General features: G+C 62.9%; 27 protein-coding genes. 12 read left to right on the forward strand and 15 right to left on the reverse strand.

The genetic code is table 11. The features are described 5' to 3' along the window. Window positions 1-6 precede the first annotated feature (6 nt). A complete protein-coding gene (locus AC54AG_RS27575; RefSeq protein WP_034748996.1) occupies window positions 7-207 on the forward strand; it encodes a twin transmembrane helix small protein in 201 nt (66 codons plus the stop codon). A 197-nt stretch (window positions 208-404) separates the two neighbouring features. On the opposite strand, the gene AC54AG_RS27580 is transcribed toward AC54AG_RS27575, so the two are convergent. The 6 genes from AC54AG_RS27580 to coxB are packed head-to-tail and all read right to left on the reverse strand — an operon-like array spanning window position 405 to window position 5,084. Further along, window positions 405-1,265 carry a cytochrome c oxidase subunit 3 gene (locus AC54AG_RS27580; RefSeq protein WP_070305721.1) on the reverse strand — a complete coding sequence of 287 codons (861 nt, stop codon included), beginning with the start codon at window positions 1,263-1,265 and terminating at the stop codon, window positions 405-407. 40 nt (window positions 1,266-1,305) lie between these two features. Further along, window positions 1,306-1,512, reverse strand: a complete 207-nt coding sequence (locus tag AC54AG_RS27585; protein WP_034749002.1) for a DUF2970 domain-containing protein — start codon at window positions 1,510-1,512, stop codon at window positions 1,306-1,308. A gap of 9 nt (window positions 1,513-1,521) precedes the next feature. Continuing rightward, the gene (locus AC54AG_RS27590; RefSeq protein ID WP_083293044.1) at window positions 1,522-2,094 is read right to left on the reverse strand and encodes a cytochrome c oxidase assembly protein; all 573 of its coding nucleotides are present in this window, start codon (window positions 2,092-2,094) and stop codon (window positions 1,522-1,524) included. Between the two features lies 1 nt (window position 2,095). After that, on the reverse strand, window positions 2,096-2,212 hold the full coding sequence (locus AC54AG_RS27595; RefSeq protein ID WP_217494662.1) for a cytochrome oxidase small assembly protein: 117 nt from the start codon (window positions 2,210-2,212) through the stop codon (window positions 2,096-2,098). Window positions 2,213-2,263: 51 nt separating this feature from the next. Continuing rightward, window positions 2,264-3,862: a cytochrome c oxidase subunit I gene (gene ctaD, locus AC54AG_RS27600; protein ID WP_034749009.1), complete on the reverse strand. Its 1,599-nt coding sequence runs from the start codon at window positions 3,860-3,862 to the stop codon at window positions 2,264-2,266. Between the two features lie 13 nt (window positions 3,863-3,875). After that, entirely contained in the window at window positions 3,876-5,084 is a 1,209-nt protein-coding gene (gene coxB / locus AC54AG_RS27605) for a cytochrome c oxidase subunit II (RefSeq protein ID WP_034749012.1), read from the reverse strand. A 79-nt stretch (window positions 5,085-5,163) separates the two neighbouring features. Here coxB and AC54AG_RS27610 point away from each other — a divergent pair, with 79 nt between their 5' ends. Next, complete coding sequence (locus tag AC54AG_RS27610; RefSeq protein ID WP_128141319.1) at window positions 5,164-5,391, forward strand: hypothetical protein; 228 nt, start codon at window positions 5,164-5,166, stop codon at window positions 5,389-5,391. A gap of 159 nt (window positions 5,392-5,550) precedes the next feature. Here AC54AG_RS27610 and AC54AG_RS27615 read toward each other — a convergent pair whose 3' ends face one another. Continuing rightward, window positions 5,551-6,474, reverse strand: a complete 924-nt coding sequence (locus AC54AG_RS27615; protein WP_331778619.1) for a methyltransferase domain-containing protein — start codon at window positions 6,472-6,474, stop codon at window positions 5,551-5,553. A 57-nt stretch (window positions 6,475-6,531) separates the two neighbouring features. Here AC54AG_RS27615 and AC54AG_RS27620 point away from each other — a divergent pair, with 57 nt between their 5' ends. After that, window positions 6,532-7,281 (forward strand): ComF family protein, encoded by a 750-nt coding sequence (locus AC54AG_RS27620; RefSeq protein ID WP_070305725.1) that lies wholly within the window; start codon window positions 6,532-6,534, stop codon window positions 7,279-7,281. Window positions 7,282-7,305: 24 nt separating this feature from the next. After that, on the forward strand, window positions 7,306-7,776 hold the full coding sequence (gene trmL, locus AC54AG_RS27625) for a tRNA (uridine(34)/cytosine(34)/5-carboxymethylaminomethyluridine(34)-2'-O)-methyltransferase TrmL (RefSeq protein ID WP_092716941.1): 471 nt from the start codon (window positions 7,306-7,308) through the stop codon (window positions 7,774-7,776). A gap of 113 nt (window positions 7,777-7,889) precedes the next feature. Here trmL and AC54AG_RS27630 read toward each other — a convergent pair whose 3' ends face one another. From AC54AG_RS27630 to AC54AG_RS27665, 8 genes are all read right to left on the reverse strand, one after another. Further along, a complete protein-coding gene (locus AC54AG_RS27630; protein WP_496632515.1) occupies window positions 7,890-8,639 on the reverse strand; it encodes a hypothetical protein in 750 nt (249 codons plus the stop codon). A gap of 16 nt (window positions 8,640-8,655) precedes the next feature. After that, window positions 8,656-9,882: a hypothetical protein gene (locus AC54AG_RS27635; RefSeq protein ID WP_496632517.1), complete on the reverse strand. Its 1,227-nt coding sequence runs from the start codon at window positions 9,880-9,882 to the stop codon at window positions 8,656-8,658. A gap of 33 nt (window positions 9,883-9,915) precedes the next feature. Then, window positions 9,916-13,614, reverse strand: a complete 3,699-nt coding sequence (locus tag AC54AG_RS27640) for a tubulin-like doman-containing protein (protein ID WP_496632519.1) — start codon at window positions 13,612-13,614, stop codon at window positions 9,916-9,918. A gap of 34 nt (window positions 13,615-13,648) precedes the next feature. After that, window positions 13,649-14,089, reverse strand: coding sequence for a hypothetical protein (locus tag AC54AG_RS27645; protein WP_070305732.1), 441 nt, complete (start codon window positions 14,087-14,089; stop codon window positions 13,649-13,651). Between the two features lie 44 nt (window positions 14,090-14,133). Next, the gene (locus tag AC54AG_RS27650; RefSeq protein WP_496632521.1) at window positions 14,134-15,603 is read right to left on the reverse strand and encodes a hypothetical protein; all 1,470 of its coding nucleotides are present in this window, start codon (window positions 15,601-15,603) and stop codon (window positions 14,134-14,136) included. Beyond that, a complete protein-coding gene (locus tag AC54AG_RS27655) occupies window positions 15,600-17,084 on the reverse strand; it encodes a hypothetical protein (protein WP_152546407.1) in 1,485 nt (494 codons plus the stop codon). Before AC54AG_RS27655 ends, AC54AG_RS27650 begins: the two co-directional genes overlap by 4 nt. 127 nt (window positions 17,085-17,211) lie before the next feature. Next, the gene (gene rfaE2, locus AC54AG_RS27660) at window positions 17,212-17,694 is read right to left on the reverse strand and encodes a D-glycero-beta-D-manno-heptose 1-phosphate adenylyltransferase (RefSeq protein ID WP_496632523.1); all 483 of its coding nucleotides are present in this window, start codon (window positions 17,692-17,694) and stop codon (window positions 17,212-17,214) included. A gap of 33 nt (window positions 17,695-17,727) precedes the next feature. Continuing rightward, window positions 17,728-17,967: a DUF3717 domain-containing protein gene (locus tag AC54AG_RS27665; protein WP_070305740.1), complete on the reverse strand. Its 240-nt coding sequence runs from the start codon at window positions 17,965-17,967 to the stop codon at window positions 17,728-17,730. A 134-nt stretch (window positions 17,968-18,101) separates the two neighbouring features. On the opposite strand from AC54AG_RS27665, the gene AC54AG_RS27670 reads away from it, so the two are divergent. The 8 genes from AC54AG_RS27670 to AC54AG_RS27705 all read left to right on the forward strand — a co-directional run bounded on the left by AC54AG_RS27670 (window position 18,102) and on the right by AC54AG_RS27705 (window position 23,329). Further along, window positions 18,102-19,040: a hydrogen peroxide-inducible genes activator gene (locus AC54AG_RS27670; RefSeq protein ID WP_046683400.1), complete on the forward strand. Its 939-nt coding sequence runs from the start codon at window positions 18,102-18,104 to the stop codon at window positions 19,038-19,040. Between the two features lie 58 nt (window positions 19,041-19,098). Further along, window positions 19,099-19,953, forward strand: coding sequence for a 4-hydroxybenzoate octaprenyltransferase (gene ubiA, locus AC54AG_RS27675; protein WP_070305742.1), 855 nt, complete (start codon window positions 19,099-19,101; stop codon window positions 19,951-19,953). A gap of 108 nt (window positions 19,954-20,061) precedes the next feature. Then, window positions 20,062-20,418, forward strand: a complete 357-nt coding sequence (locus AC54AG_RS27680) for an ElaB/YgaM/YqjD family protein (RefSeq protein ID WP_046683402.1) — start codon at window positions 20,062-20,064, stop codon at window positions 20,416-20,418. A 54-nt stretch (window positions 20,419-20,472) separates the two neighbouring features. Continuing rightward, window positions 20,473-20,850, forward strand: coding sequence for a phage holin family protein (locus tag AC54AG_RS27685; protein WP_496632527.1), 378 nt, complete (start codon window positions 20,473-20,475; stop codon window positions 20,848-20,850). Beyond that, window positions 20,847-21,194: a hypothetical protein gene (locus AC54AG_RS27690; RefSeq protein WP_070305746.1), complete on the forward strand. Its 348-nt coding sequence runs from the start codon at window positions 20,847-20,849 to the stop codon at window positions 21,192-21,194. The genes AC54AG_RS27685 and AC54AG_RS27690 overlap by 4 nt, the downstream gene beginning before the upstream one ends. A gap of 90 nt (window positions 21,195-21,284) precedes the next feature. Next, a complete protein-coding gene (locus AC54AG_RS27695; RefSeq protein ID WP_070305748.1) occupies window positions 21,285-21,842 on the forward strand; it encodes a DUF3455 domain-containing protein in 558 nt (185 codons plus the stop codon). Window positions 21,843-22,046: 204 nt separating this feature from the next. After that, window positions 22,047-22,616: a sigma-70 family RNA polymerase sigma factor gene (locus AC54AG_RS27700; protein WP_374106884.1), complete on the forward strand. Its 570-nt coding sequence runs from the start codon at window positions 22,047-22,049 to the stop codon at window positions 22,614-22,616. Then, window positions 22,613-23,329, forward strand: a complete 717-nt coding sequence (locus tag AC54AG_RS27705; protein WP_496632530.1) for an anti-sigma factor — start codon at window positions 22,613-22,615, stop codon at window positions 23,327-23,329. The genes AC54AG_RS27700 and AC54AG_RS27705 overlap by 4 nt, the downstream gene beginning before the upstream one ends. Window positions 23,330-23,332: the final 3 nt, after the last annotated feature.

A 23,332-nucleotide genomic window follows, 5' to 3' on the forward strand; every position in this document is an offset into this window, starting at 1 on the left:
CCATCCATGAAAATCCTCGTTGCCATCGCCTTCATCCTGATCCTGGGCAGCCTGGGCTCGGCCCTGTTCTTCCTCATGCGCGACAAGGGCAAGAGCAACCGCACCGTGCAGGCGCTGGCCCTGCGCGTGGGCTTGTCGATCACTCTGTTCCTGCTGATCCTGCTGGCGCACAAGCTCGGCTATATACAGCCGACGGGGATACATTAAATGCTGGGGTCAGACCCGCGGGGGAATGCGCCTCAATGGGGCGGATTCCGATCCCGCAGGGTCTGACCCCGGTGCTAACGACGTTGCTTGGTTAGCAAAATTCTTAAACTAAGAAAAAAGCCGTACCCAGGATGTCCCGGTACGGCTTTTTTTATGGTGCCGGCGCACGCATCAACGACGCGTGCCCTGCCCCGCCATTATAACCAATACACGACCACGTACAGGCCCAGCCAGACGACGTCGACAAAGTGCCAGTACCAGGCGGCGCCTTCGAAACCGAAGTGGTGTTCCGGCGTGAAGTGGCCTTTCAGCACGCGGTACAGGATGACGGACAGCATGATGGCGCCCAGGGTCACGTGGAAGCCGTGGAAGCCCGTCAGCATGAAGAAGGTGGCGCCGTAGATGCCGGACGTCAATTTCAAGTTCAGTTCGCTGTAGGCATGCATGTATTCGTAGACCTGGAAGCCCATGAAGATGGCGCCCAGCAAGATCGTGGCGAACAGGAACAGGGCCGTCATGCCGCGGTGGCCGGCGCGCAGCGCGTGGTGCGAGATGGTCAGGGTGACGCCCGACAGCAGCAGCAAGGCCGTATTGATGGTCGGAATCCAGAACGGCGTCATGGTGGTGAATTCCTGCACCGTGCCGGCCGGGCCCGTATTGCCCCATTGAGCGGCGAAATCGGGCCAGATCACCTTGTGGTCGAGGTCGGCCAGCCATGGCATCGAGATGCTGCGCGCATAGAACAGGGCGCCAAAGAAGGCGGCGAAGAACATGACTTCGGAAAAGATGAACCAGCTCATGCTCCAGCGGAACGAGTGGTCGATGCGCTCGCTGTACAGGCCCTGCTCCGATTCGCTGATGGCGTCGCCGAACCAGAAATACAGCACCAGCAGGATGCCGGCCAGGCCCAAGTAATTGACGTACGGCCCCCAGGAGACGTCGTTGACCCAGGCCGAGGCGCCGATCATGGTCAGCAGCAGGCTGGCGCCGCCCAGCATGGGCCAGCGCGACGGGCCGGGCACGAAATAATAAGGTACGGCGGCGTGGTTGGAACTCATCATCATCTCCTCAAAAACTTATAGGGTGGTTTTTTATAATTTATAAAACGACGAATTTAACAATTGAAATCAGGATGCCGATCAGGCAAGCCACCACCAGGAAGCCGGCGATGACAATGTGCACGGGATTGAGCTTGGCCGAATCCGTGTCGAAATCGCTCTTGCGGCGCAGTCCCGTGAACGACCACACGACGGCCCGCAGCGAATACAGGAACGACGCTTTTTCAGGCTGCTTGGATTCGCCCATGCCACTCTCCTATTGGACGGCCGGCGTCTGAGCCTGGCTCAGACCGGCAATCTCGAAAAACGTGTACGACAGCGTGATGGTCTTGACCTCTTTCGGCAGGGCCGGGTCGAGGAAGAACACCACCGGCATCTGCCGCGCTTCCTTGGCCTTCAAGGTCTGCTGCTTGAAGCAGAAGCACTCGACCTTCTTGAAATGCGGCGTGGCGCTCTGCGGCGCGTAGCTGGGGATCGCTTGCGCGTTGACGACGCGGTTTTGCGTGTTGACCACTTCATACATGACGGTCACCAGTTCGCCCGGATGCACCTGCATGCTCGACACGGTCGGGCGGAAGCGCCATGGCCCCTGCGCATTGCCGTCGAACTCGACGGTGATGCTGCGCGTCGTGTCGACCTGCGTATTGTTGTCGTAAGCCACCGTGCCATCTTTTTGCGTCAGCACGTTGATGCCCATCACTTCGCAAATCTGCTTGTAGACGGGAATCAGGGCATAGCCAAAACCGAACATCAGCACGGCAATGACAAGCAGCTTGCCCAGCATCTTGCGGTTCAGGCCGCGTGTTTCCTGTTGATGGGGCGTCGTCACGTCAGAGCCACATGCGCTTGACGAACACGGACAGGAAGAAGAAGGCCGCCAGGCCCCCCAGTATCAGTCCGGTACGCAGGTTGTTCGGTTTTTTACGCTCAGTTTTCACTTCGGTCATGACAGGCACTTTATTCAAGACGGGCCGCGCAACACGCCGGCCCGGGATACCTTATTTCACGGTCGGCGGCGTTTCAAACGTGTGGAAAGGCGCCGGGCTCGGCACGGTCCACTCCAGGCCTTCCGCGCCTTCCCATGGTTTCGCTGGCGCAGCCTTGCCGCCGCGGATGGTCGGCAAGACCACGAAGAACAGGAAGTACACCTGCATTAGGCCAAAACCGAAGCCGCCGATCGAAGCGATCATGTTGAAGTCCGTGAACTGCGCCGGATAGTCGGCGTAGCGGCGCGGCATGCCGGCCAGGCCCAGGAAGTGCATCGGGAAGAAGGTCACGTTGAACGTGATCAGGGACAGCCAGAAGTGGATCTTGCCGCGCGTCTCGTTGTACATATGGCCCGTCCATTTCGGCGACCAGTAGTAGAAACCGGCGAACAGGGCAAACAGCGAACCGGCCACCAGCACGTAGTGGAAATGCGCCACCACATAATAGGTATCCTGCAACTGGATGTCGATCGGCGTGACGGCCAGGATCAGGCCCGTGAAGCCGCCCATGGTAAACACGAAGATGAAGCCGACCGAGAACAGCATCGGCGTCTCGAACGTCATGGAACCCTTCCACATCGTGGCGATCCAGTTGAACACTTTCACGCCCGTCGGCACGGCGATCAGCATGGTCGCGTACATGAAGAACAGCTGGCTCGTCACCGGCATGCCGGTGGTAAACATGTGATGCGCCCAGACGATGAAGGACAGAATCGCGATGGAAGCGGTAGCGTAGACCATCGAGGCGTAGCCGAACAGCGGTTTGCGGGCAAACGCCGGCAGGATCTGCGAGACGATGCCGAAGGCCGGCAGAATCATGATGTAGACCTCGGGGTGGCCGAAGAACCAGAAGATGTGCTGGTACATGACGGGGTCGCCGCCGCCTGCCGCGTTAAAGAACGAGGTGCCGAAATGGCGGTCCGTCAGCGTCATGGTAATGGCGCCGGCCAGCACGGGCATCACGGCGATCAGCAGATACGCGGTAATGAGCCAGGTCCAGCAGAACATCGGCATTTTCATCAGGGTCATGCCCGGTGCGCGCATGTTCAGGATGGTAACGATGATGTTGATCGAACCCATGATGGACGAGGCGCCCATCAGGTGCATGGCGAAAATGGCCATGTCCATGCCAGGGCCCATCTGCGTCGACAGCGGCGCATACAGGGTCCAGCCGGCAGCCGTGGCGCCGCCCGGCACGAGGAAGGACGTGGCCAGCAGCAGCGCGGCCGGCGGCAGCAGCCAGAACGAGAAGTTGTTCATGCGGGCAAACGCCATGTCGGACGCGCCCACTTGCAGCGGGATCATCCAGTTGGCGTAGCCGACGAAGGCCGGCATGATGGCGCCAAACACCATCACCAGGCCGTGCATGGTGGTCAGTTGATTAAAAAATTCAGGGTGGAAGAATTGCAGGCCTGGGTGAAACAGTTCCGTACGGATCATCAGGGCCAGCACGCCGCCCGACAGCAGCATGATGAACGAGAACCACAGGTACAGGGTACCGATATCCTTGTGGTTGGTGGCAAACAGCCAGCGGCGGTAGCCGGTGGGGTGGTCGTGGGCATGGTCGTGATCGTGACCGGCGTGGTCCAAGGTGCTCGTGCTAGTACTCATATGCGGCTCCTAATTACTTGCGTGCAGCCACGATTTCGGCTGGTTGAACGATGTTCTCTGCGGCCTTGTTCGACCAGGTATTGCGCGTGTAAGTGATCACTGCGGCAATTTCCGTGTCGGACAGCTGTTTCCAGGCTGGCATTTCAGCGGGATACTTGCCGCTCTTTTGCCCGTTCAGCAAGACGTGGATCTGATCCGCTTTCGGACCGTTCACCACCGCCGAGCCGTCCAGCGGCGCAAACGCACCGGGCACGCCCTTGCCTGTCGCCTGGTGGCAGACCACGCAGTTGGCCGCATACACTTTCTCGCCCTTGACTTTCAATTCGTCGATGGTCCACACCTTGCTAGGATCATCAGCCAATGCCGCCATTTCCTTTTGTTTTACATCAACCCAGGCCTTGTAGTCATCGGCTGATACGACCTTGACGACGATGGGCATGAACGCGTGTTCCTTGCCGCACAGCTCGGCGCAATTGCCGCGGAAGGTGCCGATATGGTCAGACTTGAACCAGGTGTCGCGCACGAAACCGGGAATCGCATCCTGCTTGACGCCAAAGGCTGGCACGGACCAGGCGTGAATGACGTCGTTGGCCGTCAGCACCACGCGGATTTTCTTGTTGACCGGCACGACGACTTCGTTATCGACTTCGATCAGGTAGTTTTCACCGCGTTTTTCCGTCGGCGGCGCGCCTGGCGCACCCACTTGCGAGCGCGGCGTGGCCAGGTTGGAGAGGAAGGAAATGCCTTCGCCCTCGCCTTTCAGGTAGTCATAGCCCCATTTCCACTGCATGCCAGTGGCCTTGATGGTGATGTCGGCGTTCGACGTATCCTTCATGCCGACGACGGTGCGCGTGGCAGGCAGGGCCATGCCGATGACGATCAGGAAAGGCACGACGGTCCAGGCGATCTCGACGGTGGTGCTTTCGTGGAAAGTGGCCGGTTTGTGGCCCAGGGACTTGCGGTGCTTGAAGATGGAATAAAACATGACGCCGAACACGGCCACGAAGATCACCAGGCAGATGATCATCATCAGGGTGTGCAAATCGTAGATTTCATGGGCGATCTGTGTCGCCGGCGGTTGCAGATTCATTTCGAACGGCACGGGACCGCCGGTGCCGGGATAGGTGCCGGCAGCCGGTGCCGCCGTGGCCCATCGCCCGATGCCAAACGCTGTCAAAGACAGCCCGAGCAGCAACGATTGAAGTCGCTTTGCATGTGTCATGTTTTCCCCAACCACCCAAAAAATAATGATATTTTAAACGGCTGCGGACTTCTCCGTACTGGACCGCTGCCGCTCCTCCATGAAAGCAACACGGCCAGAATGCGGCCATGTGCGTCAAGCACCAGCGAATTCCATGCTGGCTGCCGCAGCAAAAACGGCGGCGCGCAACCATGCTGGAACCCTGTTTTTCTTCCCCACATCGAAATGGCCTCGTGTGGAAGATGGTTACTATACTAATGCAGTAACTTCGAATTCGTCTCGCTTTGTTTTTTTTATTTTGTATGCAGCCCTTGTTTTTTCTACTTAACAAGCTGACAAACAATCAACGATTATAATCAAGTAAACTTGAATCCATCAAGCAATAATCGGCTTTGTGCGCGCCCTTCTCCCGGCCGCCGCGCGCTTTGCAACGCTTGCTGCAACATTAACGCGCGGATGCCGACCAAGTGTCGGTTTCTTTACGCTTTTATTTGGGTTTGCGCGGCAAGTCGAATCGAATGATGGCTTCCCCGTTGCGCGTCACGCGCGGTGCGGGACGGAAGGCGTGGCCATAGATCACCTCGAAACTCAGGCCCAGCTTGCCGTCGGGGCGGCGTGTTTTTTCCAGCGCGGCCAGCATGCGCTGCCAGGCCGTCTTGCCCATCAGGCCGCGCCGGCGCGTGGTCAGCGGGTTACCGCCAAAAGCACGCACGTCCGCCAGCAGTTTTTCCGCCGTGTCGTAGGTCACCGTGATGATCTCCATATCCAGCACGGGCGTGGAAAAACCCGTCTCGACGAGCATGTCGCCAAAGTCGTGCATGTCGACAAAGGGCAAGGCGTGCGGATACAAGTCCGCCTCGGCAAAAGCGTCGCGCACTTCGCGGAAGGTGTCGGGACCGAAACAGGAAAACATCAGCAAGCCATCGAGGCGCAGCGCGCGCCGCCATTCGGCAAACACGCGGTCGGGCTGGGCATGCCAGTGCAGCGCCAGGTTGGACCACACGAGGTCGATGCTGCCCTGCGCCAGCGGCAAGTCGCCGAGGTCGCCGCACAGCAAATCCACGCCAGCCTTGGCCGGCAAGAGTTTGCTGAGGAACTGGTTCAGGCTGGCCAGTTTCGACGCGGGCGCGCGCGCCGCCTGCATCATCGCTTGCGCTGCATCGAGACCGATAATCTGCGCGGCGGGATAATCCTTGTGCAGCTGCGCCAGGTCCGCACCCGGACCGCAGCCGGCGTCAAGCACACGGTGCGGCGTGATTTTCACCAGCTCCAGGCGCTCGTGCATGCGTGCCGACACTTCGCGGCGCAGGAAGTCCGATGGCGCGACGCGCGCCGGACGGGAAAAGAAATCGCGTACTTGCACCGCATCGATGGGCGCACTCATTTTGGGCGGACTGGTGGGAACTGGCATGTTGAATCGGGTGAGGTGAGATAATGTCGGCAGTGTACATGGAACGACGCCATCGCGATGCGAACCGCCAGCCGGCACCGCCTTGATGCCGCGTGGCAGGCGCTGCGCCAGTGGCTGGGCGCCACGGTGTTGCCGGCCCAGTGCGCGCTGTGCGGCATCGGCTGCCCGCAAGTACTGTGCCCGCCCTGCCGCGCTCAGTATCTGGGGCAACTGCGCCACCGCTGCCGCCAGTGCGCCAATCCGCTCGACGATGTGGCAACACTGTGCGGACGCTGTTTGCGCCAGCGGCCCGCGTATGACGCCACGATCACGGCGTTCGATTATGCGGCGCCCGTCGACCAGTTGTTGCTGCAGCTGAAATTCGGTGCGCGCCTGGCGCTGGCGCCCCTGTTGGCAGAACTGCTGCACGTTGCCATTCAGCAACAACCAGAGTGGGAAGCGCCGCATCTGCTGTGCCCAGTGCCTCTTGGCCCGGCCCGGCTGGCCGAGCGGGGTTTTAACCAGGCGCTGGAAATTGCCCGTCCGCTGGCGCGCCTGCTGGACGTAGCTTTACAGCCCCGCCTGGCGCTGCGGGTACGCGAAACCAGGGCGCAAAGCGGCGTGGCGCCGCAGGAACGGCAAGCCAACCTGGCGCACGCGTTCGCCATCGCGCCCGAACACGCACCGCTATTGCAAGGGTGTCATGTCGGCATCGTCGACGACGTGATGAGCAGCGGCCATACCGTCAACGCCCTGGCCGCCGCCTGCAAGAGCGAAGGCGCGGCCAGGGTCAGCATATTGGTGGTGGCGCGCACGCCGCCACGCTAGCATCACTTATATAAGGAGAGCATTTTGTTTCACGTTGTTTTGGTAGAACCTGAAATCCCGCCCAATACGGGTAACGTCATCCGCTTGTGCGCGAACACGGGCGCGCAGCTGCACCTGGTCGAACCGCTGGGCTTTCCGCTCGACGATGCCAAGATGAAGCGCGCCGGCCTCGATTACCACGATTACGCCAACATGAAGGTGCACAAGAATTGGGACGCGTTCCTGGCCGACACCCAACCCGACCCATCCCGCATGTTCGCCATGACGACGCGCGGCTCGCGCCCGTTCGGCGACGTGGCCTTCCTGCCGGGCGACGTGTTCGTGTTCGGTTCGGAAACGAAAGGCCTGGACCCGGCCCTGCGCGACGGTTTTCCAGCGGAGCAACGCATCCGCCTGCCGATGCGCCCGGACAACCGCAGTTTGAATTTATCGAATACGGTGGCCGTCGTCGTGTATGAAGCGTGGCGCCAGCATGGCTACCAGGGCGGCGCGTAGGTCGGATTAGGCCCAAGGGGCCGTAATCCGACAACATTGTTGGCGTTAGTGGTGTTGTCGGATTACGCGGGGCTTTACCCCGCTAATCCGACCTACCCGTTTGCATACGGCGATCAGCGCAGCGCCAGATGCGCGTCAACGCGCGTATCCACATCCAGCATCACCAGCTGCGTACGCAAGTCGCGCGTGGCGGCCAGCTTGCCGTTCACGTACAGATTCGTCTTGACGCCATACACGCCTTGCGATACGCCTTCTGGAAAGGTCAGCTGGAACGAGTTTTCAAAGCGCCCGCCCGACTTGTTGTTGCTGGCCAGGGCTTTCGAGCCGGACTTGAACGGCTGGCCTTGCGGGTCGAGCACGACCAGCTCTTCGCGCACGTCGTTGATGCTTTGCGCGCTGCCATTGACCAGCTCCACCACCGAATTGACCTTGAACGGCTGGCCGCGCTTGACGGTCGAGGCGCTCAGCTGCGGCGTGTACGACACCACTTGCGGCTCGCGCGGCAGCGCGCCGCGCGTGCGGATATAGTCGCGGTCCGCCTGCGCCGCCGTCTTGGTCTGGCGCGAATTGACATTGATGGCCAGGCAACCGGCCGCCGCCAGGCCGCCGCCGATGGCGGCCCCCTTCAGCGCGCCATTCTTGCCGCCCGCCAGCGCGCCCAGCAATGCCCCTACGGCCGCGCCGGCAGCAGCCGACGTGCCCACGCTGCACGGGTCTTCATCCGTGGCCGCCTGGGCGCCACCTTGCGGATAGGAACTGTCCTGGCGCACGCCGTTCGGGTTCATCGGCGCTGTGGCGCAGCCGGCCAGCATGGCCGCGATGGTCAGCGCAGCGGCCGTGCGCAAGGTGGTGTGGTTCAGCATGGTGACTCCCAGATTGCTAATTGATCGTTGTTTCCGTCTGCAGCACTTGCCGTTCGCGCTCGCGGATGCGGCGCGACAGATTGTCGATGCGCGCATTGCCCGGATCGACGCGGCGCGCGCTTTCCAGATACGTCTTGGCCGCATCGAACTTGCCTTCCAGCAAAGAACGCTCGGCATCGCGCAGGAACGATTGCGCCATCTCGTTGCGCATGGCCGCGCCGCTATCGACGGGCGACGTTTCCAGCGGACGGCGTTCGGCCACCGCTGAACGTTCGACCGCGCGCGCGGGCGCCGGTTCCTGCTGTGCCGGCGCCGGCACGGGCGCCGGCACAGCAGCCGGGGTTGAAACGGGCGCAGGCGCGGGCGCCGCAGTTGCCGACAGCGCCTGCACGTCAGCCTTCAGCTGAGACAATTCCACCGCTTCGCGGTCGATCGCTTCCAGCCTGGCGATGCCATTGCGTGCCGCCACCGCATCCTTGCCATCGAACGCCTGGCGCACGCCCACCAGCACGGACGCGGCTGCCGCCTGCTGGCGCGCCAGCTGCTTGCGCAAGGAATCGACGCTCGATGCGCCTGCGCAATCGATGTCGAGCCCGGCAATGCCCTTGGCGGCGCTTTGCAATTGATGGCCATCGATCGCGCGCTCGATGGCGCGCACGCTGCGCTGGCAACCGCTGGATGCGGCACCGGCCTTGCCGATGGCCGCCTGCAAATCGTCGGCCTTGGCACTGGACTTGCCCGTACACACATTCTTCGCCGTCGCCAGCTTCTGGCGGGCGCCGTCCAGGCTGCCATTCGCTACCAACTTGAGGCCGCTATCGATGGCGTCGTTGCAGGCCGATTCATTCTTGCCGCCCGGCTTGCCATTCATGTAGACGATCACGGCCGCCAGCACGGCGATGCCGCCCAGCCAGCGCAGCCACTTGCGCGGCGGTGACGACACGGGTGGCACCGATGGCGGCACGGGCGCGGGCTTGGGCACGGCTTGCGGCTGGGCCGGCTTCGGCGGCGCTGGCGGTGGCACGACAGCCGGTTTCGGTGGCGCTTTCGGTGCGGGCGCAGGCGCCACCGGCACAGGCGGCGGCTTGGGCGCTACTGGCGGCGGCACCGGCGCAGGCACAGGCAGCGGCGGCGGCGGCACGGCCGCGGCTGGCTTGGCCGCGCCCGCCACCGCGTGACCGCAGTACGGGCAATGGCTGACAACGGTCCACAGACCCGTCTTGCATTTGTTACAGATATCCAAAACTAATCCTTCACTCCAACGTCATTCCAGCGTTCACAATGGCGGCGGCATCAACGGTGGCGGCGCGCTGAGGAACAAGGGCGCCAGTTCGGGGAACTGGGCCAGGTCGGCCCAGGCCGGCAAGCCCGCGCGCCACACCTTGGTGGTGCCTGGAGCGACCTGCCCCGCCTGCACGTACTGCACGATCTGCTGGGCCGTGAACGGTCCCTGCTGCTGGCCATTAATACCCAGGAAATACTGGTATTCCACCAGCGGCGGCGGCATGCCGCCCAGCGGTGGTGGCGCCATGCCGAACACGGCTGCCGCCGGGGCAGCGGCCGCGCCGGCCGGGCGCAGCAATTGTTCCAGGCGCCCCGCTTCCAGCATTTCCGCCTTGATCGCATATTTCAAACGGGGCTGGCCGTCCGCTTCCGGCTCGCGCACTTCCCAGTCATAAGCATCGCTGTCAGAGTCGCCGATGACGTTCGCCCATTCCTTCAGGCGGCCCAGCAGGGTTTGCACCGTGCGGTCGAGCTCATCGGTGGCCATGCCCTTGCGGCGCGCCGACTCGCGCAGGCGCGCGCCCAGTTCGGCGGAAATGGCGCTGCCAAAACCGACGTAGGGCAGTTGCGAACCATCGGCCTGCGCCACCAGCTTGGGCGCATACACGGTGCGTTCATAGTATTTTGCCAGCGCCGCCATGGCGGCCGTCTGCACGGCATCAAGCGCCGTCAATTTTTCTTCGATGCGCAGGGCGATATTTTTCTCGTACGAGGCGGGCATGCCGTTCTGGCGGATGGCCCGTTCATTGCCGATGCGGCGCAAGTCGCCCGGCTCGACGGCAAACTGGTACTGGCCCGGCGGCACGACGCGGCCCGTGTGGCGCGTCAGCACGCCCAGCATGATCGCTTGCAGGAATTCGCCGAAGTCTTCCGCCAGGCGCTTCATCTCGTCCGTGTTCGGCGCGATCGGGTGCGTGAATTGCGTCGGATCGATGTGCGTGTGGGTCGGCGCCTTGTCGTTGTCGCCTTCCTTGCGGTAACTGGTGCGCCAGCCTTCCAGGCCGCGCAGCACCGTCATCGGCACGCCGGCCAGTTCGCAATAACAGACGGCACGCCCGCGGATGCCCGTTTCGACGATTTCCAGCTGGCTCACCGTGATGCCCACCTGGGTCGGCATGCACGATTCGAGCTCGGCGCCGAACTTGGCCTTGAAGGCGGCCGCGTTGGCCACGCCGATCACGCACTTGAACTGGTCCGACACGACCGTGAAGTCGCCCGCCATATTGGCATCGATCCACGGCATCGAACAGGCCAGCAGCTTGCGGAAGCGGTCCAGGCGTTCCGACACGTCCATCTGCTCGAGCGCTTCGAACAGGGGGTCGGGCGTGCTTGTCGCGCCTTCCACCAGGCTGGTCGTGGCAATCATGTTTTCCGCCATGCGCGTGACTTTGGCCAGGATCAAGCCCCGTTGCGCAGGTTCGCCCAGCATGGGGAACAGCGCTTTCGAACCGCCCATGTCCTTGAACGCTTCATCGGCCCACTGGCGCAAGGTGGCCGCCGATGGCAACGCGATGTCTTTTTCTGTGACGGGAATGACGATCAGGGTCGCGTGTTCCTTGTCCAGGTCCTTCTGCAAAATCGTATTCGCCGTTTTGAGTTCCGCCAGCATGGCCAGCACGCCTTCGCGGCCTGTCTGCAGCTCGCCCACCAAGCCATTCCACTGCGCGCGGCCTTGCGCGTCGACGCCGACCCGATTGCCCAGCCAGCGCGACAGTTCGCCCAGCAGGACGACGGACTCGTCCGCCGCCTTGGCGCGCAGATGGAATTTCAGCGCATTCGCCATTTCCGTGCGCAAATGGTCCATCACCACGCCCGCCTGCTTTTCGCCGTTGCTGAGGAATCCGAAGGTGCTGCGCGTCTGCTCCAGGTTGTTCAGCAGGCGCTCGTATTCGCGCGAACGCACGGCTTCCTTGATTTCGCGGTAGCGCTCGGCATTGTTGCCGATCTGCGCCGTCAGTCCGCTGCCCGGCGCCTCGATGCGGTCCTTGATCTGTTCCACCAAGGACAGCACGTATTCGAGGCCGCCGAATTCCTTGTTGTCCAGGTAGCCATACAGCTGGTCGCGCACGACTTTCTTGACGTCTTCCAGCACTTCGCGGCGGCGCTTGCTGATGCGGTCTTCCGTCGTGTCGGCCGTGGAATCCTGGTCCCGCACGGCGTCGCGTTCCAGGTGCTTCATGGCGTCGCGCACCTGCGCCGGCCATTCGCTGCGGTCAAAGCCCGTGCGGATATCGTTGATGCGCGTATTGACCCTGTTTTCCACACCGGCCAGCAAGTGGCCGTGGCGGTCTTCCAGCAATTCGTCGACGACGCGGAAATCGATGAAGTCGCCGCTCGAGCGCTTCAGTTCGATGCTCTTGTCGGAAAACTCGGGGAAATCGCTGAAGGGCGTGCCCTTCAGGAACATATTGGCAGCGAGGAAGTTATCGCGCTGTGTATCCGTGGCGCGGTTGGCGCCCGCATCCGTGCCGCCCACGCCAAAGAACGCCTGCAGCATGGCGCCGGCCCAGCGGTGGGCCCGCTCGTCGCGCGCCGCTTCCTGGCGCGTGTCGAGCACGGCCATGCCGAACGAGGAAAAGCGCTTCGAGAAATACAGCCGCATGTCGCCGAAACGGTCTTGCGGCACGGGCGCGTTGTACAGCGAGTTCTTGTGCTGCGCCTGGTTGACGGCGATCGAACGCTTGGCGCGCGCGAAGTCGGCCGAGGCGAAATCCTCGAACAGCGAATCGGCCACCATGTGGTAGACGTCGCTGACATCCTTGGTGTGCTGCTGGGCCAGATTGCCCGAGTCGATCAGGTAGACCTCGCTGTACGGCTCACGCGTCAGTTCCGGGCGGTCGTACGCATCCCAGCGGCCCACGTAGCCCTTGTTGCCCATCATGGCCGATTCCAGTTCCATCAGCGCGGCATAGCCATTGGCCTCGACCCGGTCCTTGTTGGCCTTGGTGTAGCCGGTCGGCAAGAACAGCATCAGCTCCACGTCGGCCGCGCCCACTTCGCTGCGCGCCAGCCAGCGCGCCAGCAAGCCCATGTCGAGGAAGGAACCGGAACCCGTGCCGCCCGCCACGGAACCGACGATGACGATACGAAAACGGTTCGTCTCCATGCGCAAGCCCAGCTCGGCCAGCTGGCGCTCGTGCGACAGGCCCGCCTTCAGCGCTTTCAACTTCAAGCGGATCTTGTCGCGGATCTTCGCGTACTTGTCGAAGAAATACAGGCGAGACACGGCACGGATCTGGCCGGCGCCGCTGCTCATGTCGAAACGCAGTTCGCGGATGCGCTGCGGCGTCAGCGGCAGCCATTCCTTGATGTGCGGATATTTTTCCAGGGAATCTTCATCACGGCTGTACTTGTCCATGTCGAACGATTCGACCACCTTGTCATCGTCCGTGAACTTCACCTGGTCAAACTGCAAGTCCTTCGCCTGCGACTCGCCGCTTTCGATCACGGCGCCATTGTCGAGGTCGAAATGGATGAATTGCGCGATGGGAAAGTCGGCCAATCCTTCGATGCGCGTGCGGTTGCCCGCGCCGCCCCACAGGGTGTTGAGGACGCGCCGGCGCACGCGCATCAGCACCTGCATGCCCGTGCCGCCGATGCCGATGAACAGGGTCGGGCGCAGTTCGATGATCTTGTCCTGCTTGCGCTCGCTGGCGCCGCCGGTGATGGTTTGGTTCAGGTTCTCTGCCATGGTGATTCCTTGGATAAAACGTGTTACGGCGTGCTTAGCGGCGGCTGGAAGTAAAGGTCAACAGTAACGCAACCAGGCCCACCAGCACCAGCGGTCCCATGAACAGTGGCGCGAGGAATTTATGCGCGTTCACGGCGGCCAGCACGACGCCGGTCGCCAGGCTGGCCAGGAAGATGAACAACCACCAGCCCGAGGCATTGGCCTTGTTCGGCGGTACGCGCTTGGCGACCAGGCCATTCGCATAGGCATTCTTGGCAAAGAAAAAGGCGATGAACAGCAGCAACAGCACGACGCCGCCGATCAGGGTGTCGCGCGACGAGGTATCGGTCGTGCTGGCAGGATCGAGCGCGGGCGCCGGCTCGATGGTGGCCGTGGTGGCGGCAGCGCCGGCAGCCGGTGCGTCGGCGGCAGGCGGCGCGGACGCCGGAACTGGCAAAGTAAAACCTGCGTTGTCTTTGGGAGTGTCTTGCGCCATGGTATGCCTCTGGTGGATTTGACTAATTAAAAAGGAATCTGTGTTCAGGCCAGGCTCAGAGTATGGCCTTCGGCCACGCGCACGACGGCCGCCTTGCCCAGGCCCCGCTTGAGTTCGCCAATGTCGCGGCCGTCATCATCGCGGATCTGCACGCTCTTGAACGGTTTCAACAGCACTTGCCGCTGCACGCCATCGGCCATCACCTTGTAGCGCGTGGCGCGCGTGCCGACCAGGCCCAGCGCCAGCAAGCCCAGCACAAGCGCGAGGACGCCGCCCAGTATTACCAGCACGGGCAGCAGCGGATACTGTATGCGCACCAGCAGCGGTATCGTTGCCTGCGACGCGCGCACGCTGTCGGGCGGCGTAAACATATCCGAGATCGGGTCGCCAGGGAACAGTTCCTGCAAATCCTTGCCAAAGCTGGACGCCAGCGCCAGCCGCTGTTCCGACAGGCCCACTTGCGCCTGCATGGGCAGCATCACCTGCTTGCCCATGGCGGCGATCGCCTGCCCCGACCACGGCGATGGAATCTGCGCCATCGGCAGCGCGAACTGTACCTGCACGGACTGGCTGGCGCCCGGCTGCAGCTGGCGGATTTGATCCGGCGCAACGTGCAGCGGTGCGTTCTGGCCAGCCAGGCTGGCGTGCACTTTGGCGCTATCGATTACGTACGGGAAAAACATGTTTTGCAGCGATGCCTGCAGCACCACTTGCGGCACCAGGTTCGCCGCATCGACGTCGAGCACGATGGTGCGCCCGTCGCGGCCCAGGCTGGCGTGCACATTGGCGCTGTTCTTGACGGACTGGGGCACGATACGCACGGCATCCTGGTCCACCGGTTTCAGGCGCGCGGGCGGGCGCGTCAGCACTTGCGACAGCCGCCCTTCGGCCAGGATGCGGGTCAAAGCCTCGGACGCGGGCTGGCCATACGCGAGCGCATACACCATCAAGCCCTTGGCGCTGTACAGCTTGCCCTGCACGGACATGCGCAGGGGAAACACCACCGTCTTGGTGATCGACGGTTCCAGGTGCAGCAGCCGGTAAAAGTCGCGGTTGCGCTCGGCCGTCTGGCTGTCGTTGTTCGGGCTGTTCTTGTTGTTCGTAAAAATCCACACGATGCCGGAGGCGGACTGGAACGGTCCCGTGATGGTCTTCGTGACGGCTTCCTGGAAATCCGTATCGGCCAGCGCGCCGCCGGCGCTCTTGCGCGCCAGACCCAAGTTCGCCAATTGGCCCGCCACGCCGGCGCCGCCCTGCCCTTGCCCGATCAGTGCGGGCGACACATTGCTGCCGCTGCTCTGGCTGAAGGCCAGCGTATAAACTTTATCGGACGGGTTGGTGGCGGCCTGCGCCACAGCGCCCACGAGGGCTTTCAGTTGCGACTGTTCATCCGTGTAAAACGGCTCCATCCAGCCCGAGTTTTGCACGAGAAACGCTTGCTGGATGCCGGCCGCCTGCACGCTGGCGGTGGCGAAAAAGGCGGCGCAGGCCGCGATCAGGACGCGCGCTTTCATGCCTGCAAGGCCCAGCCATCGATGCGCGACAGCAGCGGGTGATACGCCCACAGCATGCCTTCATGGACAAACAGGCGCACACGCCACGGCTCGCTGACGGCGAACGTGTGAAACACGGTTTCGCGCAACTCGTCGTCCTGCACCAGCTGGGCCGCCAGGCGCTCGTTCGAGCGCAGCACGCTCGACAGGCCGGCACTGGTGGCAAACTTGACGCCAAAGACGCTGTTGCCAACGCTCGATTCCAGCAGCGGCATGACGGCCTGGTTCTTGCCGCCATCGTCGCCGTGTTCCGGCTCTTCCCACGGCGCCGTTTTCAGCTTGGTGGCGAAGCGGTAATTGAAGCTGCCCGAACACAGACGCGGCGCCAGCGCATCGGCCCGTTCGGCCTGCGCGCCCAGTTTCACGTAGACATAGGTGCCACGGCTGCGCTCGAAGCACAGCTGCCATAGGCCGCCGTCGCGCGACACGTAGGGGCTGCCGAATTCGAAATGCGGCACCAGCCCTTCGGGCCACGGGGTGAACGACGCGGCCACGTTGCCGTCCGGCTGCAACTGCAAGCGCAGCTGGCCGTTGGCGCACGGCCACACGGCCATGCGGTTGTAGGCGACGGGCGCGCTGACGCTACCCAGGTCGACCATGCCGTCGAGCAGCACGTCGCTGCCCGGCTTTTGCGCGGCGTCAAGGTTGACGAAGCGGATGCGGCCATCGTCGTCGCGCAGCGGTGCCCACAGCCGGTTCTGGAACCAGACGGGGCTGGCGATGCACGGCGCGCCGCCCACGTGCTCGACCACGTAGGTCAGCGATGGCACGTCGGGACGGATGCAGGCGAGGCCGTGGCTGGTCGGCAAGACCAGCACGCTATTGAATTCCGGCACCAGCTCGGCGCGCCAGGCGCCGTGGGCCAAGTCCGATTCGGCCAGCAGGCTGCCATAGTCGGGGTCCAGCGCCAGCCAGCGTTTCGAAGCGGGCAGCCACGCGTGCAGGACGGCCTTGCGCGGGTCGAGCGCCAGCAGCGCGGGCGCGCTGGTGCCGAACTGGGCGGAAAAGAATTCATATTCGCCGGGCGGCGGCATGGGCAGCGAGGCATCGGCCTGCGCATGCTCTTCGCGCGCGCGCTGGTCGGCCAGTTTCAGGGGCACGCTGGCCTGGCGCAAGCCGGCCGGGCCGGCCGGCGGCACGTCGCTGACGGGGTGTGCGCCATACGGCGGCACCCACGGCGGGGTAATTGAGGTGTCGGGCGGCACTTGCAAGGCCGCGCCCGAGGCGGGGTCGAACGAGAATTCGGGCGGAAACTGCCGCACGGGCGCGTCGGCGGCCGCGGGCAGGCGCCGCGCCAGCATCAGCTTGCCGATATCGGCATGGCTCACCAAGGGCGAGACGTTCTGGCCGTCCGCGCTGCGCTGCATGCTCCACGCGCCGTCGTCATCGACGTACCAGGCGCCGGAGGGCAGTGGCCAATCCCCAGAAGTTTTATGATCCATTTATTTTCTATGACAAGCAATGCATATCAGACGGTGTAACGTGCTGGGGCGGTCGAAACGAAGTCGCAGCCCTGGCAGCTCTCATAGTAACGTCTTTTTATCTGTATGGAAACATTGACGAGCTTCCTCAGCCCTGCTGCGCCCGCACTTTCGTCAACAGCTTGGTGGTCGAGCGGTCGTGCTCGAAATCGATGGCCACGGCCTGGCCGCCATACGCGAGCACGGCCTTGCCTTCCGGAATGGCCGCCATGTCGTAGTCGCCGCCCTTGGCATAGATTTCCGGTTGAATGTCCTGCACCACTTCCAGGGCGCTGTCTTCCGAGAATGGCACGACCAGGCTCACCGATTCCAGCGCGGCCAGCACGGCCATGCGGTCTTCGCAGTTGTTCAGGGGACGGTCGTCGCCTTTGCCCAGACGTTTCACTGAAGCATCAGTATTCACGGCAACGATCAGCGAAGCGCCCAGCGCGCGCGCCTGCGCCAGATAGGTCACGTGGCCGCGGTGCAAAATGTCGAACACGCCGTTCGTCACCACCACCGGTTTCGGCAGGGCCGCGGCGCGGGCGCGCAGTTCGTCACGGCCGCACAGTTTGTTTTCAAAGTCAGGCATGGATATCTCTTGTTGGGTTAATTATGGTCACGCTCAGGCGTGGCTATCGCTTTGGATGCCGCCGGCATCGCGGCGCCAGGCATCGATCAAGGCCAGAATCGCCGGTTCCAGGTCCTCTTCGGCGATGCGATCTTGCCGGTTGTAAATCATCAGCGCATACACGCCGGCCAGGCGGCTGACGGGCGGCGACAGCGCATATTCATTGCCGCGCGCCGGTTGCCTGGCGCGCCAGTAATTGATCGCCGCTTCCAGCGCCTGCATCCGCAGTTCCATCGCCCTCTCCCTCCGCCGCCCGGTCCCGCATTATAGGGGGCGATCCGCTACAATACGCCATCGGCGCCACAGTTTCACGTTTGCGCCACCTTTCATTCATTGCAAGTAAGTACTTCCTGTGTTTCAATCAACCTATGACACTGACTGAACTGAAATATATCGTTGCAGTCGCGCGAGCGAAGCACTTCGGCCATGCCGCCGAAGCTTGCTTCGTTGCCCAGCCCACCCTGTCAGTGGCCATCAAGAAACTCGAAGACGAATTGGGCGTGGTCCTGTTCGAACGGGGCGGCGCGGAAATCTCCGTCACGCCGCTGGGCGCCCAAATCATTGCGCAAGCCGAGCGCGTGCTGGAACAGACGGCCGCCATCAAGGAACTCGCCAAGCAAAACAAGGACCCGCTGGCCGGCCCCCTGCGCCTGGGCGTGATCTACACGATCGGCCCCTACCTGCTGCCGCCCCTGGTCAAGGCCATGATAGACCAGGTACCGCAGATGCCTTTGATCTTGCAGGAAAACTTCACGGTTCGCTTGCTCGAATTGCTGCGCCAGGGCGAACTGGACGTGGCCATCATGGCCCTGCCCCTGCCCGACCACGGCATGGCGATGCAGGAACTGTATGACGAGCCCTTCGTCGTCGCCATGCCGCGCCAGCATCCGTGGACGGCGCGTGACAAAATCGCCGCGCAGGATTTGAAATCGGAAACTATGCTGTTGCTGGGCAATGGCCACTGCTTCCGCGACCAGGTGCTGGAAGTGTGCCCCGAAATGGCGCGTTTTTCCTCGCCCGGCAACGGCATGCAGCGCACGTTCGAAGGTTCTTCACTGGAAACCATCCGCCACATGGTGGCCAGCGGCATCGGCCTGACGGTCTTGCCGCGCGCCTCCGTCGCCAATATGCACGCCACCGACGGCATGCTCGAATACCGGCCGTTCGCGGAACCCGTGCCATCGCGCCGGGTGGTGATGCTGTGGCGCAAGAGTTTTACGCGCAAGGCCGCCATCGACGCCCTGTGCGCGGCCATCGCCAGCTGCAACTTGCCTGGCATTACCCCCTTGTGCGAAGACGACGAATAGTACATTTACATACTATTTGCGATAATCGACCTTTCTCTTCAACAAGATCGAGTCTTCCATGAACAAGCTGGCGCTGTATTTCCGCCTGATACGGCTGGACAAGCCTATCGGTACCGTATTGCTGCTGTGGCCTACCCTGTGCGCGCTGTGGCTGGCGCAGCAGGGCGTGCCGGACTGGCGGCTGCTGCTCATCTTTACTCTCGGCACTTTCCTGATGCGTTCGGCAGGCTGCGCCATCAACGACTACGCCGACCAGGATATCGACAAATTCGTCAAGCGTACGGCGGAGCGCCCCATCACCAGCGGACGCATCAGCGGCAAGGAAGCGCTGGCCGTGGCCGGCGTGCTGACCGTGCTGGCCTTTTGCCTGATCCTGCCCTTGAATGCGCTGACCAAGCAACTGTCCGTGGCCGCCGTCATCATCGCCGGCACCTATCCCTACTTCAAGCGCTTCTTTGCCATTCCGCAAGCGTATCTCGGTATCGCCTTCGGTTTCGGCATTCCCATGGGCTTTGCCGCCATCACGGATTCCGTGCCCGTCGTCGCCTGGCTGCTGCTGCTCGGTAATGTTTTCTGGGCCGTGGCCTACGATACGGAATACGCGATGGTCGACCGCGACGACGATTTAAAAATCGGCATCAAGACGTCGGCCATCACCTTCGGCCGCTACGACGTGGCCATCGTCATGTTCTGCTATGCCGTTTTCCTGCTGCTGTGGCTGGGCTGCGGCTGGTACCTGGGCTTGCGTTATTGGTTCGTCGCGGGCCTGGTAGTTGCGGCCGGCTGCGCCGTTTACCACTACACCCTGATCCGCGCACGCGAGCGTATGCCGTGTTTTGCGGCATTCCGGCATAATAACTGGCTAGGAGCAGCGGTGTTTGCGGGCGTGGTACTGGACTTTGCTTTCCGTTAAGCAATACCCCTTGCGCCGCGGTAGCCCTTGAGGCGGCGCAAGACAAGCCTGGCCGCAGCTGCCTACACTGGTATTTCACTGTGCAGTTTCACTTCCATGAGGTAATACATGAGCTCGATACATACCGGAAAATCCAGCAGCGACAGCATCCTCGCCGACGCCGACAAGGCCCGCGACAAACTGGTCGGCGACCTGAAAACCGTCATCAATGAAGCGGAAGGCTGGCTCGACGGCGCAAAGGATCAGACGGGCGAGAATGTCAAAGCCGTCAAGGACAAGTTCATCGCCACCCTGGAAACGGCCAAGAAAGACTTGATCAAGCTGGAAGAAGACTTGCTCGAACGGACCAAGAAGGCGGCCAAGGCCACCGACGAGTACGTGCAGGACAATCCGTGGAAAGCCGTGGGCGCGGGCGCCGTCGTGGGCGTGCTGTTCGGCCTGCTGCTTTCCTCGTCACGCCGCTAGTTAGCACCGACGGCATAGGCCGTCTCCTGACGCGAAAGGCAGCATATGGCTATCATGCACCATGTCGCCCAAGTCGCAGCGACCCTCGCCGCCATCGTCCAGACCCGTCTGGCCCTGGCGGCAGTGGAAATGGAAGAAGAGTCGCTGCGCTTCCTGTCCTATCTGGCCCTGGCCATGCTGGCACTGCTGTGCCTGTTCGTCGGCCTGGTATTGATCGTGTTCCTCGTCATCGTGCTGTTCTGGGACACGCACCGCATCGCCGCCATCGCCATCACGGCCACCGTCTTCATCGTTGCCGCCATCGCCACCCTGCTGGGCGTGCGCGCCAGTTTCCGCAGCAAGCCGAAACTGCTGTCCTTTACACTTTCCGAACTGAACAAAGACCTGGACGAGCTGCAACTGCTGGCCCGCCGGGGATCGGAGCGGCCATGACCACGCATCCCACCAAGTTGTCGCATGTCCACACGGCCGCCAGCCTGGCGCAGCGGCGCGATGCGCTGCTGGCCGAATGCGCGCTGCAGCGCCTGGCCCTCGGCGTGCAAACGCGGCAATTGCTGGAACCTTTGACGGGCGGCAATCTGCGCCACACCCTGGCCACGCGCTTCAAAATTCCCCTGATGATAGGCGGTGCCGTGCTGGGCCTGCTGCTCGTGCGGCCGCGCCGTTTCCTGCCGCTGCTGCGGGCCAGCGGCGCGCTGCTCAAGCACGCGACCACCGCCATGCCCGTCGTGCTGGCACTGGCGCAGCGTTTCAGCAAGAAAGAAACGCCGGAATAAATTATTTTTTTCCTGGCTGCATCCAAATAGCAAATCCCTGCGTAGTAATGGTATCAACCAGCCGGTTGAGCCAACTACCAGGAGTTTGCCATGCTTGCCACCATCGCCCCACGCCATACCGCCCCTTCCCTCACCGTGCTGTGCGCCGCCCTGCTGATGGCCGCCTGCGCCCCCATGAGCGCGCGCTATTCGCAGGAACAATTGCCCAACGCCGTGAAAGTGCCCGATGGCCACCAGGTTGCCATGCAGACGGTGGGCGTGGGCAAGATCGCCTACGAATGCAAGGCCAAGAAAGACATGACGGGCCATGAATGGGTCTTCGTGGGCCCGGACGCGGCTCTGAACGACCGCGGCGGCATGCAGGTCGGCACGTATGTCGGTCCTCCTGCCACCTGGGCCAACCTCGATGGCTCGAAAGTGACGGCGACGCAAGTGGCCGTGGCGCCGGCCGGCGCCGGCAACATCCCGTATCAACTGGTGAAAGCCAACCCGGCCACGGGCAGCGGCGCCATGCAGGGCGTCAGCTACATCCAGCGCGTGGCCACCAGCGGCGGCGTGGCGCCAAGCAGCCCCTGCGGCATGGAGTCCATCGGCGCCAAGCAATGGGTGCCCTACCAGGCTGACTATATCTTCTGGAAAGCCGTATAAAAACACCTATCAGAACCTGCTGCGCGTCGGGATAGGCGGCCTGCGATGCTCACCGTACTAAAGTACGGTTGCGCTTCTTAGCCACCTCTCCCTTCCGCTCGCTACGGTTTTGTTAGGTGTTGTAAAACATTGAGGCAACGGTTGGCAAGCTGGTTTCTGGCCTATACTCGGCATTGAAAACTTGCTAACCGTTAAACCTTGACGATTGCCCCAACCTTGCCAGCCCACGCCGCCCCTTACGATTACGATGCCGCCCTGCGCGCCTGCGCCAGGGGCGAGCAGCAGGCATTGCACGGCCTGTACCAGCAGGAAAGCCGCTACCTGCTGGGCGTGGCCCTGCGCATCGTGCGCCAGCGGGCCTTGGCCGAAGACGTGCTGCACGACGCCTTCCTGAATATCTGGCGCCGCGCCGGCAGTTTCGACGCCACGCGCGGCAGCGGCAAGGGCTGGATCTATGTGGTGGTGCGGCACCAGGCGCTGGACGTGGCGCGTGCCCGCGCCCATGAACTGTCAGCCGACGAGGATACCGTGGAAACCCTGCTGCACGAACGCCAAAGCCATGATACGGGCGAGGCCTATGCCGACCAGGCGGACCTGGGCAAGCTGCACGATTGCCTCGGCCACCTGGACGAGCCCAAACGCAATAGCATCCTGTACGCCTACGTCGATGGCTGTTCCCATAGCGAAATCGCGCAGCGCCTGCAAGCGCCGCTGGGGACCGTCAAGGCCTGGGTCAAGCGGGGCCTGGCCGCCTTGCGGGAGTGCATGCAATGATCAACAGCGACGAGGAATTGCAACGGCTGGCCAGCGAATACGTGCTGGGAACATTGGCGCTGGCCGAACGCGCGGCAGTGGAACAGCGTTTGCCGCGCGACGCCGCCCTGCGCGACGCCGTCGATGCCTGGGAACAGCGTCTGCTGCCCTTGACCACGCTGGCGCCGCCCGAAACGCCTTCGACCCAGCTGTGGCCGCGCATCAGCGCCAGCCTGTTCACGCCGAAAGCCGTGCGGCAAGCGGGCGGCTGGCAAGTGTGGTGGAATAGCCTGGCCTTCTGGCGAGTACTCGCCGGTGGCGGCCTGGCGGCCACGGCCGCGCTGGCCGTGCTGGTCACTACGCAATTGCAAGCGCCCAGCGGACCCGGCTATCTGGTGGTGCTGGTGGCGCCGCAGGATAAATCGCCGGGCTGGATCGTGCAGGCGGGCGGACGGGGCGGCAAGAACCGCGACCTGAGCCTGATCCCGCTGGGCCCGACTGCCGTGCCGCAGCAAAAAGCCCTGCAATTCTGGACCAAGGGCAAGGACTGGGGCGCGCCCGTCTCGCTGGGCCTGGTCAAGCCGGGGCAAAGCCTCAAGTTGACCCTGGATAAGCTGCCGCCGCTGCAGCCCGATCAACTGTTTGAAATCACGCTGGAGCCGCAAACAGGCTCGCCGACAGGCAGGCCGACTGGGCCGATCCTGTATATCGGCCGCGCCGTCAAGGTGATGTAGCGT

The organism is Janthinobacterium sp. BCJ23, assembly GCF_059617945.1.